This window comes from Streptomyces sp. NBC_00104 (genome assembly GCF_045160825.1).
GTDB lineage: Bacteria > Actinomycetota > Actinomycetes > Streptomycetales > Streptomycetaceae > Streptomyces.
This window is the reverse complement of sequence record NZ_CP108215.1, coordinates 6,156,707-6,170,793: the sequence shown is the minus strand read 5'-3', so window position 1 is coordinate 6,170,793 and position 14,087 is coordinate 6,156,707. Positions and strand designations below refer to the sequence as shown.

At 70.4% G+C, this 14,087-nt stretch carries 11 protein-coding genes; 4 read left to right on the top strand and 7 right to left on the bottom strand.

Going from position 1 to position 14,087, the window contains the following annotated elements:
* Positions 1 to 18 precede the first annotated feature (18 nt).
* From OG272_RS27205 to OG272_RS27185, 5 genes are all read right to left on the bottom strand, one after another.
* Positions 19 to 492, bottom strand: a complete 474-nt coding sequence (locus OG272_RS27205) for a heat shock protein transcriptional repressor HspR (RefSeq protein WP_326585696.1) — start codon at positions 490 to 492, stop codon at positions 19 to 21.
* A 5-nt stretch (positions 493 to 497) separates the two neighbouring features.
* The gene (gene dnaJ, locus OG272_RS27200; RefSeq protein WP_327728514.1) at positions 498 to 1,676 is read right to left on the bottom strand and encodes a molecular chaperone DnaJ; all 1,179 of its coding nucleotides are present in this window, start codon (positions 1,674 to 1,676) and stop codon (positions 498 to 500) included.
* 42 nt (positions 1,677 to 1,718) lie between these two features.
* The gene (gene grpE, locus OG272_RS27195) at positions 1,719 to 2,408 is read right to left on the bottom strand and encodes a nucleotide exchange factor GrpE (protein ID WP_326579870.1); all 690 of its coding nucleotides are present in this window, start codon (positions 2,406 to 2,408) and stop codon (positions 1,719 to 1,721) included.
* Positions 2,405 to 4,258 carry a molecular chaperone DnaK gene (gene dnaK / locus OG272_RS27190; RefSeq protein WP_326579872.1) on the bottom strand — a complete coding sequence of 618 codons (1,854 nt, stop codon included), beginning with the start codon at positions 4,256 to 4,258 and terminating at the stop codon, positions 2,405 to 2,407. Before dnaK ends, grpE begins: the two co-directional genes overlap by 4 nt.
* A 436-nt stretch (positions 4,259 to 4,694) precedes the next feature.
* The gene (locus OG272_RS27185) at positions 4,695 to 5,894 is read right to left on the bottom strand and encodes an undecaprenyl/decaprenyl-phosphate alpha-N-acetylglucosaminyl 1-phosphate transferase (RefSeq protein WP_405895108.1); all 1,200 of its coding nucleotides are present in this window, start codon (positions 5,892 to 5,894) and stop codon (positions 4,695 to 4,697) included.
* A gap of 257 nt (positions 5,895 to 6,151) precedes the next feature.
* Here OG272_RS27185 and OG272_RS27180 point away from each other — a divergent pair, with 257 nt between their 5' ends.
* On the top strand, positions 6,152 to 8,446 hold the full coding sequence (locus OG272_RS27180; RefSeq protein ID WP_405895107.1) for a heterodisulfide reductase-related iron-sulfur binding cluster: 2,295 nt from the start codon (positions 6,152 to 6,154) through the stop codon (positions 8,444 to 8,446).
* Positions 8,447 to 8,490: 44 nt separating this feature from the next.
* On the opposite strand, the gene OG272_RS27175 is transcribed toward OG272_RS27180, so the two are convergent.
* Complete coding sequence (locus OG272_RS27175; RefSeq protein ID WP_326579878.1) at positions 8,491 to 8,919, bottom strand: DUF6281 family protein; 429 nt, start codon at positions 8,917 to 8,919, stop codon at positions 8,491 to 8,493.
* A 414-nt stretch (positions 8,920 to 9,333) separates the two neighbouring features.
* Between OG272_RS27175 and OG272_RS27170 the strand changes: the two genes are divergently transcribed.
* From OG272_RS27170 to OG272_RS27160, 3 genes are all read left to right on the top strand, one after another.
* Positions 9,334 to 10,809, top strand: coding sequence for a VCBS repeat-containing protein (locus OG272_RS27170; RefSeq protein ID WP_405895106.1), 1,476 nt, complete (start codon positions 9,334 to 9,336; stop codon positions 10,807 to 10,809).
* A 238-nt stretch (positions 10,810 to 11,047) separates the two neighbouring features.
* Positions 11,048 to 12,472, top strand: a complete 1,425-nt coding sequence (locus OG272_RS27165) for an FG-GAP-like repeat-containing protein (RefSeq protein WP_327728518.1) — start codon at positions 11,048 to 11,050, stop codon at positions 12,470 to 12,472.
* Between the two features lie 40 nt (positions 12,473 to 12,512).
* On the top strand, positions 12,513 to 13,901 hold the full coding sequence (locus OG272_RS27160) for a hypothetical protein (protein ID WP_327728519.1): 1,389 nt from the start codon (positions 12,513 to 12,515) through the stop codon (positions 13,899 to 13,901).
* Here the strand turns inward: OG272_RS27160 and OG272_RS27155 are convergent.
* On the bottom strand, positions 13,895 to 14,080 hold the full coding sequence (locus tag OG272_RS27155) for a DUF397 domain-containing protein (RefSeq protein ID WP_326579888.1): 186 nt from the start codon (positions 14,078 to 14,080) through the stop codon (positions 13,895 to 13,897). The genes OG272_RS27160 and OG272_RS27155 overlap by 7 nt on opposite strands.
* Positions 14,081 to 14,087: the final 7 nt, after the last annotated feature.

Sequence of the window (14,087 nt, the reverse complement as noted above, 5' to 3'; positions counted from 1 at the left end):
AGGTGCGTGATGTCGGCATCAGTCCGACGACGGCTGCCGCCCCTTCGGCCGCCACACCACCAACGCGCTGCTCTGCTGCACCTCCTGGTACGGCACCAGGTCGCGGCGATAGGAGGCGTGGACCGCGGCCTCGCGCTGGCGCATGGTCGCGGCGGCGCCGTCGAGGGCGGCTTCCATCTCGACCACCCGCGCCTGGAGCGCGGCGACCTGGTTCTCCAGCTCGATGATGCGCTTGATGCCGGCCAGGTTGATGCCCTCGTTCTGCGACAACTGCTGGACGGTGCGCAGCAGTTCGATGTCGCGGGCCGAGTAACGGCGGCCGCGCCCGGCGGTGCGGTCCGGGGAGACCAGGCCGAGACGGTCGTACTGGCGCAGGGTCTGCGGATGCAGGCCGGAGAGCTGGGCGGCCACCGAGATGACGTACACCGGTGTCTCTTCCGTCAGCTCATAGGCCCTGTTGCCAAATGCGTTCTGCCGTCGGCGGCCGTCCATCACATTCATGCTCCCTTCGCGGCCTGGAACAGCTCCGCTCGCGGGTCCTCGCCCGCGGTCGCCTCGCGATACGCCTCCAGGGCGTCACGAGCCTTCCCCGACAGGTCCTTCGGAACACTCACCTCGACGGTGATCAGCAGGTCCCCTCGGGTGCCGTCCTTACGGAAGGCGCCCTTGCCCCGGGCTCGCATCGTACGGCCGTTGGGGGTGCCGGGAGGCAGTTTCAGGGTGACCGGCGGTCCGCCCAGGGTCGGGACCCGGACCTCGCCGCCGAGTGCCGCCTCGGGATACGTCACCGGCACGGTCACCGTGAGGTTGTCGTCCTTGCGGCCGAACACCGGGTGCGGGTCGACGTGCACGACGACGTACAGGTCGCCTGCCGGTCCGCCCCGTTCGCCGGGGGCGCCCTTGCCGCGCAGTCGGATCCGCTGGCCGTCCAGGACGCCCGCCGGGATCCTGACCTGCATGGTGCGGGACGACTTGGCACGGCCCGAGCCCTTGCAGATGTCGCAGGGGTGCTCGGCGATCAGGCCCCGGCCCTTGCAGTCCGGGCAGGGGTCCGTCAGGGAGAAGCCGCCGCCGGAGCCCCGCGCGACCTGGCCGGTGCCGACACACGTCGGGCACACCCGGGGGGTGCCGTTGGCGTCGCCGGTGCCCGAACAGACCTTGCAGGGCGACTGCGAGGACATCCTCAGCGGTACGGTCGCGCCCTCGATGGCCTCGGTGAAGCTCAGCGTGACCTCGGACTCGATGTCCTGGCCGCGCCGGGGCTGCACCCGCGTGGTGCCGGAGCTGCCGCGGTTGAACAGGCCCCCGAAGACATCGCCGATGCCCCCGCCGAAGCCGCCCGCCCCCTGGCCGCCCTGGGCGCCGCCTCCGAAGAGGTCGCCCAAATCGAAGTTGAACGAGCCGCCGCCGGCGCCGGGCCCCGGGCGGAAGCCGCCGTTGCCGAAGAGGGTGCGGGCCTCGTCGTACTCCTTGCGCTTCTTGGGGTCACCGAGGATGTCGTTCGCCTCGGAGATCTCCTTGAAGCGCTCCTCGGCCTTGGCGTTCCCCTTGTTGGCGTCCGGGTGGAACTCGCGGGCGAGCTTGCGGTACGCCTTCTTGATCTCGGCCTCGGTGGCGTCCTTGGGGACGCCGAGGACCTTGTAGTAGTCCTTCTCGATGAAGTCCTTGGTACTCATCCGCGACGTCCCTCCTTCCACTCACCCTGCACGCCGTCGGCGTCAGCCCTCGTCCGGGCCACCGCTCTCCTTGTCGTCGGCACCGGAGGCGCCTTCCGCGGTCTCCGCGGAGTCCGCCTTGGCGGGCTGCGCCCCCGGCTGGGGCTCGGCCACGGCCACCCGCGCGGGGCGGATGGTGCGCTCGCCGATGCGATACCCCGGCTGGAGAATCGCCACGCACGTCGTCTCGGTGACGTCGGGCGCGTAACTGTGCATCAGGGCCTCGTGGATCGTCGGGTCGAAGGGCTCGCCCTCCTTGCCGAACTGCTGAAGGCCCATCTTCGCCGCGACGGTTTCCAGCGACTCCGCGACGGACTTGAATCCGCCGACGAGTTCGCCGTGCTCCCGCGCGCGGCCGATGTCGTCGAGCACCGGCAGGAGTTCGGTCAGGAGGTTCGCGATGGCGATCTCCTTGACCGTGATCCGGTCGCGCTCCACCCGGCGACGGTAGTTCTGGTACTCGGCCTGGAGGCGCTGGAGGTCCGCCGTGCGCTCACCGAGCGCCGTACGCACCTGGTCCAGCTGCGCCGTCAGACCGGCCACCTGGGCCGTCGCTGCCGCGTCCCCGGCCGGGGCCGCCCCCTCCTGGGGGGCGGCCTTCGGCTCGGCGTCGTCAGAGCCGGAGGGGACGTCGGGCTGCTGCGGCTGACCTTGCGGCTGCTGCTCGTCGAAGCCCGGGGTCTCCTCCGTCACGCGGCACCGTCCTTGCGCTCACGGTCCTCGTCGACGATCTCGGCGTCGACGACGTCGTCGTCGGCCTTGGCTTCACCGGCGCCGGCGCCGGCCTCGCCGCCCGCGGCCTGCGCGGCCTGGGCGTCCGCGTACAGGGCCTGGCCGAGCTTCTGCGAGACGGCGGCGACCTTCTCGGTGGCCGTGCGGATCTCGGCGGTGTCCTCGCCCTTGAGCGCGGCCTTGAGCTCCTCGACGGAGGCCTCGACCTCGGTCTTGATGTCGCCCGGGACCTTGTCCTCGTTGTCCTTGAGGAACTTCTCGGTCTGGTAGACGAGCTGCTCGCCCTGGTTGCGGCTCTCGGCGGCCTCGCGGCGGGCGTGGTCCTCCTCCGCGTACTTCTCGGCCTCCTGGCGCATCCGGTCGACCTCGTCCTTCGGCAGCGAGGAGCCGCCGGTGACGGTCATCTTCTGTTCCTTGCCCGTGCCGAGGTCCTTCGCGGTCACGTGCATGATGCCGTTGGCGTCGATGTCGAAGGCGACCTCGATCTGCGGGACACCGCGCGGGGCCGGCGGCAGACCGGTCAGCTCGAACATCCCGAGCTTCTTGTTGTACGCCGCGATCTCGCGCTCGCCCTGGTAGACCTGGATCTGCACGGACGGCTGGTTGTCCTCGGCGGTGGTGAAGATCTCGGACCGCTTGGTCGGGATCGTCGTGTTCCGCTCGATGAGCTTGGTCATGATGCCGCCCTTGGTCTCGATACCCAGGGACAGCGGGGTCACGTCGAGGAGCAGGACGTCCTTGACCTCACCCTTGAGGACACCGGCCTGGAGGGCGGCGCCGATGGCGACGACCTCGTCCGGGTTGACGCCCTTGTTGGCGTCCTTGCCGCCGGTCAGCTCGCGGACGAGCTCGGCGACGGCGGGCATACGGGTGGAGCCACCGACGAGAACGACGTGGTCGATCTCGGAGAGGGCGATCCCGGCGTCCTTGATGACGTTGTGGAACGGGGTCTTGCAGCGCTCCAGCAGGTCGGCCGTCAGCTGCTGGAACTGAGCCCGGGTGAGCTTCTCGTCCAGGTGCAGCGGGCCCTCGGCGGAGGCGGTGATGTAGGGCAGGTTGATCGAGGTCTCGGTGGACGAGGACAGCTCGATCTTGGCCTTCTCGGCGGCCTCACGCAGACGCTGCAGCGCCATCTTGTCCTTGGCGAGGTCCACACCGTGGCCGGCGCGGAACTGCTGCACCAGGTAGTCGACGACACGCTGGTCCCAGTCGTCACCACCGAGGTGGTTGTCGCCGTTGGTGGCCTTCACCTCGACGACGCCGTCACCGATCTCCAGGAGCGACACGTCGAAGGTGCCGCCACCGAGGTCGAAGACGAGGATCGTCTGGTCGTCCTTGTCGAGGCCGTAGGCGAGGGCGGCGGCGGTGGGCTCGTTGACGATGCGCAGGACGTTCAGACCCGCGATCTCACCGGCCTCCTTCGTCGCCTGACGCTCGGAGTCGTTGAAGTAGGCCGGGACGGTGATGACCGCGTCCGCGACCTTCTCGCCCAGGTACGCCTCGGCGTCGCGCTTCAGCTTCTGCAGGATGAAGGCGCTCATCTGCTGCGGGTTGAAGTGCTTCCCGTCGAGCTCGATCTTCCAGTCCGTGCCCATGTGCCGCTTGACGGACCGGATCGTCCGGTCCACGTTCGTGACCGCCTGGCGCTTGGCGACCTCGCCGACGAGCACCTCACCGTTCTTGGCGAAGGCGACGACGGACGGCGTGGTCCTGGCGCCCTCTGCGTTGGTGATGACGGTGGGCTCGCCGCCTTCAAGAACGCTGACGACGGAGTTAGTCGTGCCCAGGTCGATGCCGACCGCACGTGCCATTTCAATTCCTCCAGCAATGACTTGAGTGGAACGGACTCAAGTGTGCATGACGCCCACCGATGGGTCAACAGAGCTGAGTCGAGGGGGCTCAACTCTTATGTTTTCCTTATACGCAAGGCGGGCCTGACCTGCGAAAATACTACTGCCCGGCCCTCTGTACGGCGTCGAAATCGTGGGACGGTCCGGGGCCGGACGGTCCGGGGCCGGACGGTCCGGGGCCGGACGGTCCGGGGCCGGACGGTCCGGGGCCGGACGGTCCGGGGCCGGACGGTCCGGGGCCGGACGGTCCGGGGCGGGACGGTCCGGGGCGGGACGGTCCGGGGCGGGACGGTCCGGGGCGGGACGGTCCGAGGCGGGACGGCCCGAGGCGGGACGGCCCGAGGCGGGACGGCCCGAGGCGGGACGGCCCGAGGCGGGGCGCCGGGGTTACCGCGCCCTACCCCACCCGCCCCCGCCGCCCCAGCTCCGCCGCCTCCTGCTCGTGGATGCGGCTCGGCCGGGACGCGGGGCCGGGGGCGCGGCCTCCCGGGATGGGGCGGGTGGGGGCGCGGTGGACGCCGGTCGGGGCGGGCCGGGCGGCGGTGGGCAGGGGGCGGCCGGCGGCGGTGGCGGGAGCCGAGCGGGTGGCGGGGCCGGTGGCGGAACGAGGGGCAGGGGCGGAGGCGGCCGGGCGGGGCGGGCCGGTCGGCACGAAGAGCATCCCCAGGACGACCAGCCCGGCCGCCCCCGCCACCCACCACGCGGAGCGAGGCTGTGTCCACAGCATGTGGATGGCGAGACCCACCCCGGCGGAGCCCGCCGCGGCACCCCCCAGCACGACCACCACCCCCGGCGGCGTGAGACCGATCCGCCGCAGCCGGTGGGCGAGATGGTCGGGCCCGCCGCGCCACAGCTCCCGCCCCGCCCGCTTCCGCGAGACGAGGACGAGGACGGCGTCGGCGGTCGCCACGGCCGTGAGGGCGAAGGGCGCCCCGACACCGGCGCCGTACCCGACGGCGTACACGTGCAGCACACCCCCCGCGAGCAGGAACCCCACGAACAGGGCCCCGCTGGTGCCGGTCACGACCCGCGCGGGCGGCCAGTTGTGCATCAGGAACCCGGTGAGCGCGGCCGCCACCACGCTGAACAGCGTCGCCAGACCATCCATGACCTCGGCCGCCGCACACCCGCTCAACGCGAACGCCGTGACGGCCCCGACCACCCCGAGCACCCCGTCGGAACGGCCCATCCCCTTGAAGCCGTGCACCACGAGAGCGATCCAGACGACCCCCAACACCCCTGCCGGCACGCCCAGTTCGCGGTACGGCACGACCAGCGCGGCGGCGACGACCACCCCCGCCGCCCGCACCACCGCCGGAAGCCGCCACACATCACCGACCAGCCCGAAGACCCCGAGCCCGGCCCCGACGACGATCAGCCATCCGGCCTCACGTCCCAACGGAGCGACCCCGCTCCACTCCCCCACCCACGCCACGGCGCCCACCCCGCCCATCACCGCGACACCCCCGAGCAACGGCACCCGCCGCCCCCGACGCCGCTCCACGATCCCCAGCCGCAGCGCGGGCACGCGGACGGCCGCCGAGAGCACGGCGGTCAGCAACAGGGCGGAGGCGGCGGCGAGGATTCCGTACAGCACGGATCCAAGTTAGGCGCGAGTGTCACAATTTCTGATGAATAACACGATCGTTTTGAAATAGCACGATCGTCCGGGATGCGACAGGGACGCACTCAGGCAACCCTCAGCGACGCAGATCACCGCCCCCCTGGCTACAGTGCGGCAGGAGAACTGGGTAGTCTCAGACGGACTGCATAAGTTACCGCTTAGTAATGATCTCTCCGAGGGGCCCCGGCAGGCACCCGGAGGAAAACCCTCGCAGGCCCGAGGAGCCCCCAATGCAACTCGCCGCGATCATCGTGTCGTTGGTCCTGACCGTGGTCGGCGTTGCGCTGATCTCGCGGGCCGTGGCGCAGATCTACCGGTTCGTGAAGCTCGGTCAGCCCGTACCGGCGGGCAGCCGTACGGATGACCCGAAGGCGCGCTCGATCACCCTGGCCCGGGAGTTCCTCGGGCACACCCGGATGAACCGGTGGGGGATCGTCGGCTTCGCCCACTGGTTCGTCGCGATCGGCTTCCTGACGCTGCCGCCGACTCTCGCCCAGGCGTACGGCCAGCTGTTCCAGGCGGACTGGACGCTGCCGGTGATCGGCGGCTTCCTGCCGTTCGAGATGTACATCGAGTTCATCGGTGTGATGACGATCCTCGGCATCCTGGTGCTGATCGCCATCCGGCTGCTCAACCTGCCCTCCCGGGCCGGCCGCAAGTCGCGTTTCGCGGGCTCCAAGGCCTGGCAGGCGTACTTCGTCGAGTACGTCATCCTCACCATCGGTCTCGCGATCTACGTGCTGCGCGGCCTCGAGGGCGCCATCCACCACGTGGACCACTACGAGGCCGGGTACTTCGCCTCGTACCCGCTGGTCCTCGCCTTCAAGGACCTGGACCCCTCCACCCTGCAGAACCTGGTGTACTTCGTCGCGATGATCAAGATCGGCACCTCGCTGATCTGGATGATCACGGTCTCGCTGAACACCAACATGGGTGTCGCCTGGCACCGCTTCCTCGGCTTCCCGAACATCTGGTTCAAGCGCAACGCCGACGGCGCGACGGCGCTGGGCGGTCTGCAGCCCATGACGTCGGGCGGCAAGCCGATCGACTTCACCGACCCCGGTGACGACGACGTCTTCGGTGTCAGCCAGGTGGAGCAGTTCTCCTGGAAGGGCATCCTCGACTTCTCGACCTGCACCGAGTGCGGCCGCTGTCAGTCGCAGTGCCCGGCCTGGAACACCGGCAAGCCGCTCTCCCCCAAGCTGCTGATCATGTCGCTGCGGGACCACGCGCACGCCAAGGCCCCCTACCTCCTCGCCGGTGGCGGCAAGACCATGGAGGGCGAGGAGAAGGCGTCCGAGGAGCAGCTGGCCTCCGTGCCCGCTTCGGCTCTCGCCGAGGCCGAGCGGCCGCTGATCGGGACCGTCGAGGAGAACGGCGTCATCGACCCGGACGTCCTGTGGTCCTGCACCACCTGCGGTGCCTGCGTGGAGCAGTGCCCCGTCGACATCGAGCACGTCGACCACATCGTCGACATGCGCCGCTACCAGGTGATGATCGAGTCCGCGTTCCCGTCCGAGGCGGGCACGATGCTCAAGAACCTGGAGAAGAAGGGCAACCCCTGGGGCCTGGCGAAGAAGCAGCGCCTGGAGTGGCTCAAGGAGGTCGACTTCGAGGTCCCGGTCGTCGGCAAGGACATCGAGGACCTCTCCGAGGTCGAGTACCTGTACTGGGTCGGCTGCGCCGGCGCCCTGGAGGACCGGGCCAAGAAGACCACCAAGGCCTTCGCGGAGCTGCTCCACATGGCGGGCGTCAAGTTCGCCATCATGGGCGGCGACGAGAAGTGCACCGGCGACTCCGCCCGCCGCCTCGGCAACGAGCCCCTGTTCCAGGAGCTCGGCATGGAGAACGTCATGGCACTGAACATGGCGTTCGGCGAGGAGATGGACGACGACGGCAAGGTGACCGAGGAGTCCCGCAAGCCCAAGTCGGCCAAGAAGATCGTCGCCACCTGCCCGCACTGCCTCAACACCATCGGCAACGAGTACCCGCAGCTCGGCGGCGACTACGAGGTCATCCACCACACCCAGCTGCTCCAGCACCTCATCGACGAGGGCAAGCTGATCCCGGTGACCCCGGTCGAGGGCCTCATCACCTACCACGACCCCTGCTACCTGGGCCGCCACAACAAGATCTACACGCCCCCGCGCGAGATCATGACCGCCGTCCCGGGCCTGCGCCAGCAGGAGATGCACCGCCACAAGGAACGCGGCTTCTGCTGTGGCGCCGGCGGCGCGCGGATGTGGATGGAGGAACGGATCGGCAAGCGCATCAACAACGAGCGCGTCGACGAAGCCCTCTCCCTCAACCCGGACATCGTCTCCACCGCCTGCCCGTTCTGCCTCGTCATGCTCACGGACTCCGTGAACGGCAAGAAGAACGACGGCAAGGCCAAGGAGTCCATCACGGTCGTCGACGTCGCCCAGCTGCTCCTGGAGTCCGTCAAGACCCCGGTCCCGGACGACGAGCCCCCGGCGGGCACGGCCGAGACGGAGAACGAGCCGGAGCCGCAGCCGGTGAAGTAGCCCCGCCGCCGCTCACCTGCGCGTACGACCGACACCCCCGGAGCTCATCGCGAGTCCTCCGGGGGTGTCTCGCGTCTCGCGGCGATCTCCATGACCTCCTCGGGCAGGTCGCCCCCGTCGCGCACCATCATGAACGGCGACTCCTCGAAGTCGGGGTGGACCGAGAAGGCGTCCGCGACGTCGACGCCCTCGATCTCGTAGACCTCGTACCGGGTCGGCTCCTCGGTCCGGGTGTCGTCCCAGCCGTCCCCGCCGGTGTCCTGGCAGGGCGGCGAGAGCGCCGTCCCCACCTTGGCGCCGACCTCGAACGCGCCGCTGTCCATGCCGTTGTACTGGCGGCCCTCGTACTCCACCACGAACGCGCATGAGGCAGAGCCCTCCCCGCCGCCGTCCATCGACACCGCCGTACAGCCGGCGGCGAACGGGGTCAGCGCGAGAGCGGCCAGGACGGTCCGCACACGGGAACCGATCATCGTCACGTCTCCTTGCCACCGGTCCGGCTGCCACCGGACCGGCCGTCGGCGGTCGGGCTGCGGCGGCCCTCGGCCGCCGGCCCCCTCGCACCCTGGACGCCCGACCCCAGCGAAACGTTCGGCCGCCTCCCGGCCGACCGCACCCATCCCTTCGTACGCCGGGTGCCGCGCCCCACCCGCGCCACCCGCTCCACCGGCCCAGCCAGCCCTACCCGCCCCGCTGGCCCCACCGGCCCCGAAAATTCTTCGAATTCCCTGGAGTCCCGTACAACCCTCCCCCACCTCCATCGGTCTCCTGTTCGCCAACTTCCCTGTGAACGCCCGGCCAACCCTGGGCGAACACGGACAGGAAGGGCACCCCATTGACTGTGGACGTCCGTACCGGGCGTCCCGCATGCAGCAGGAGATTCCCGCATGCACAAGCATCTGCGACTCGCCCTCGCGACGGCCTCCGCGGCCGCGCTGACCGGCGGTCTGCTCACCTTCTCGGCCGCGACGGCGACGGCGGCCGACTCGGTCCACCACCCCGTGGCGGACTTCAACAACGACGGGTACGGCGACGTCGCGTACGCGGCCGGCAACGCCACCGTCGGCGGCAAGGCCGGCGCCGGCCAGATCGTCGCCCTGTACGGCTCGGCCAGCGGTGTGACCTCGACGAAGCGCACCACGATCAGCCAGAACACCACCGGCGTCCCCGGCAGCGCCGAGACCGGCGACGGCTTCGGCTGGGTCAGCGCGTACGGCGACTTCAACGGCGACGGCTACGACGACCTCGCCGTCTCCGCGCTCCTGGAGGACGTCTCCGGCGACGCGGACGGCGGCACGGTCGTGATCGTGTGGGGTTCGGCGAGCGGCCTGTCCGGCGCCACGACGATCAACGACCCGGCGCCCTCCTCCCACGACAGGTGGGGCAAGACCCTGGCCGCCGGTGACTTCGACGGCGACGGCAAGGAGGACCTCGCGGTCGGTGCCACGTCGAGCACGATCCACGTCTTCAAGGGCGGCATCACCAAGTCCGGCACGACGGGCGGCCGCTACACCGTCAAGCCTCCCATCATTTCCGGCGACGGCACGGGCCCGTTCAACCTCACCGCGGGCGACGTGAACGGCGACACGCGGACCGACCTGATCGTCGACGGTTTCGAGACGGACAGCGAGTACGGCTGGAACGCCAACTACTACGTGCCGGGCACGGCCTCCGGCCTGAGCGCCGCGTCCGCGCAGAAGCTGAAGCCCGGCATCATCACCGGCATCGGCGACGTCAACGGCGACGGCTACGGCGACATCGTGACCGGCGAGGAGTGGGACCCGTCCAAGGACGGCAGCGAGCCGTCCGTGCCCGAGTCCGCCACCGGCGGCAAGGTCCACCTCATCAAGGGCTCCGCCTCCGGCCCGGCCGGGGCCACCTCCATCACCCAGAACACCGGCAACGTGCCCGGCTCCTCCGAGCGCGGCGACTTCTTCGGCAACGAACTGTCGCTCGGCGACATCAACGGCGACGGTTTCCAGGACCTGGTGGTGGGCGCGGCCGGCGAGAACCTCGGCGGCGTCGTCAACACGGGCGCGGTGACGGTCCTCTACGGCTCGGCCGCCGGCCTCAACACCTCCTCCGGCACCCAGTACTTCGCCCAGTCCACGGCCGGTGTCCCCGGCTCCGACGAGACGGACGACTTCTTCGGCTCCGAGGTGAAGCTCACCGACGTCACCGGCGACGGCAAGGCGGACCTCACGGTCGGCGCGTACGGCGAGAACGACTTCAACGGCTCCGTGGTCTACCTGCCCTCCGACGGCACGAAGATCACCACGGCCGGCTCGCGCTCCCTCGCCCCGTCCGCGGTCGGTGTCTCCACCTCCGGCCAGCCGGTCCTCGGCGGGAACGCGGCCAACTGACGACGGCCGACAGCCTTACGCACATCCCGAATCGGGCCCGCATCCATGCCGGATGCGGGCCCCTCTCCGGCTGGGGCCCGTCCACCGTGTCCCGTGTCCCGTGTCCCGGCAATCCCAAGAATTCACCGACCTCCCGAGCAACCCTCCCGCCCCGTCACCGGTCTCCTGCTCGCACACCCTTACGACGGCAGTTGGGTCCGCCCCACTCGGTGCGAGCCCTCTCCCTCCTGGAGTCCCCTTGCGCACTCGCTCCTTCCTCCTGGCCGCAGGCCTTCTCGCCTCCGGTCTGACGCCGCTCGCCCTGGCCACACCCGCCGGCGCGGCGGTCGCCAAGTACGCGGACGACTTCAACGGCGACGGCTACCGCGACCTCGCGGTCGGCGCGCCGGGCACCGATGTCGGCAGCGCGTCGTCGGCCGGCGCGGTGGTCGTGCTCTACGGCTCGAAGTCCGGCGTCTCGGCCGCCAACCGGAGCGTGATCACGCAGAACACGAGCGGGGTCGCCGGTTCGGCCGAGGACCAGGACTCCTTCGGCGCCAGCCTCGCCTCCGCCGACTTCAACAAGGACGGCTACGCGGACCTTGCCGTCGGCGCGACCGGCGAGGGCCTCGGCGGCCGGTCGTACGTCGGCCAGGTCACCATCCTGTGGGGCGGCAAGAAGGGCCTGTCCGGCGGCACCGCCCTCCCGCAGCCGGCCAAGATCGCCGCGGAGCGCGGCTACGGCCAGGGCCTCGCGGCGGCCGACTTCAACGGCGACGGTTCGCCCGACCTGACGGTCACCGGCCAGGCCCAGACCCGCCTCTACAACGGCCCGTTCAAGAAGAGCACCGGCGACGCGGCGAGCGCGAGCTACGTCGGCACCGTCGGCTCCACGCTCGACGTCGGCGCGGGCGACATCAACGGGGACAAGGCCGCCGAGCGCGTCTACACGTACGCGACGACCTCCGACCCCGGCGGCCAGGTCAGGTACCACACGTACACCGGCACGAAGACCTCCGTCGTCGACATGCCGCAGGCCGAGGGCGACGGGCGCGTCGTCGTGGGCGACATCAACGGCGACGGCTACGGCGACCTCGTCCTCGCCAACCCCGAGGACCCGGCCAACCAGGGCGGCGCCGGTCACCTGGGTGGCCAGCTGGAGATCTGGTACGGCGGCAAGGGCGGCCCCGACCTCACCCAGACCCCGACGGTCGTCAGCCAGGACACCGCCGGCGTCCCCGGCACGGGCGAGGAGGGCGACTACTTCGGCGGCGCGCTCTCCATCGGCGACATCAACGGCGACACGTACGCCGACCTCGCGGTCGGCGCGCAGAACGAGGGCTGGAACGGCAAGCGGTACGCCGGCACGGTCACCGTCCTGTACGGCTCGGCCGCCGGCCTCACCACCAAGGGTGCCAAGGCCTACAGCCAGGACACCGCGGGCGTCCCCGGCACCGCCGAGACCCAGGACGGCTTCGGCGGCGCCGTACGCCTGATCGACCTCGACAAGAACGGCAAGGCCGAACTGGTCACCGCCGCCCCCGGCGAGGACGCCAAGGGCGCGCTCTTCGTCCTGGGCGGCACGGCCTCCGGCCTGACCACGAAGGGCGCGAAGAGCATCTCGGCGGCGAACGCCGGGCTCAAGGAGACGGCGTACAGCTTCGGCGCGCAGCTCGCCCAGTAGCTGGTAGCTGCGCCCTCCCCTCCCACTTCGAAGGACATTCATGCGATTCCGTAGCGCCACGATGGCCGCGACGCTCGTGGCGGCGACCGTGACCCCCCTCGCCTTCTCCCTCTCCATCGGCCCGGCCGCCGCGGCGGCCGCCAAGTACGCGGACGACTTCAACGGCGACGGCCACCGCGACTACGCGGTGTCGTCGTACGGCCCGGACGGCGCCAGCAAGGGCGGCGGCATCCTCGTCACCTTCGGCACGGCGACCGGCCCCGGCACGAAGACCCAGTTCATCGACCAGGCGAGCCCCGGCGTCCCCGGCGCCGACGAGACCGACGACTTCTTCGGCGAGAACCGCACGGCCGCCGACTTCAACAAGGACGGCTACGGCGACCTCGCGGTCTCCGCCAACGGCGAGAACGTCGGCACGTACAAGAACAACGGCACGGTGACCGTCCTCTGGGGCGGCAAGAAGGGCCTGTCCGGCGGCACGACCGTCCCGTTCAAGGGCCCGAAGGGCGCGTCCGGCGAGGCCACCGACTTCGCCACCGGCGACTTCAACGGCGACGCCGAGCCGGACCTCGCCCTCGTCCGCGCCGGCAAGACGTACGTCTACCGGGGCGCGATCGCCAAGTCGGGTGTGAAGGGCACGGTGACGGTCCTGGACAAGGCCGATTCGAGCTTCTACTCCACCGCCCTGATCTCCGGCAAGGTCGACAAGGACGGCAAGACCGACCTCGTCGTCATCGGCGACGTCGTCACCGACACGACCCTCGCCTCCGACGCCTGGTTCGTCTCCGGCGGCAAGGCCAAGCTCTACCCCGGCAAGACCCTCCGCATCGAGTCCGTGAAGTCCGACGGCGGCCAGGCCGAACGCGGCGGCGACGGCGTCATTGCCGACTTCGACAAGGACGGCTACGGCGACATCGCCATCGGCACACCGGTCTACGACAAGACCAAGGGCCGCGTGACGGTCTGGTACGGCGCGTCCTCCGGCCCGTCGAAGTCGGCCCGCTTCACCCAGTCCACGTCCGGCATCGCCGACACCCCGGAGTCGTACGACGCCTTCGGCGACGCGATCACCTCCGGTGACGTGAACGGCGACGGCTACCGCGACCTCGCGGTAGCCGCACCGGGCGAGAGCCTGAACGGCAAGGGCGAGGCAGGCGCCGTCCACGTCCTCTACGGCGGCAAGTCGGGCCTGACGGCCAAGGGTTCCCAGTTCCTCACCCGCAACACGGCTGGCGTACCGGGTGACTTGACGGCCGGCGAGTACTTCGGCCACACGATCCGCCTCCGCGACACCGACCGCGACGGCAAGGCCGACCTGTACGTGCTGGCCGAGAACGGTTCGCTGGTACTGCGGGGTTCGTCAAAGGGCGTGACCACCACCGGCGCGACGGTGGTGGACGGCGACACGGTCCGGGGGATGCTTCAGTAACGCGGAGCGCGTATCGCACGTATGAGGGCGGCGAGCCCGGCGGGGGTTGTGCGAACAACCTGGCCGGGCTCCTCGCTTTCGCGGAGGAGGACAGTGCGCGGGTGGGCCGCGATTTGCACGCAGTCGTCATGGTCACCTCCGCCGGAGAAGGTGGACTTCTGCCAGGCGTCCTGTGCCATGTCGAGG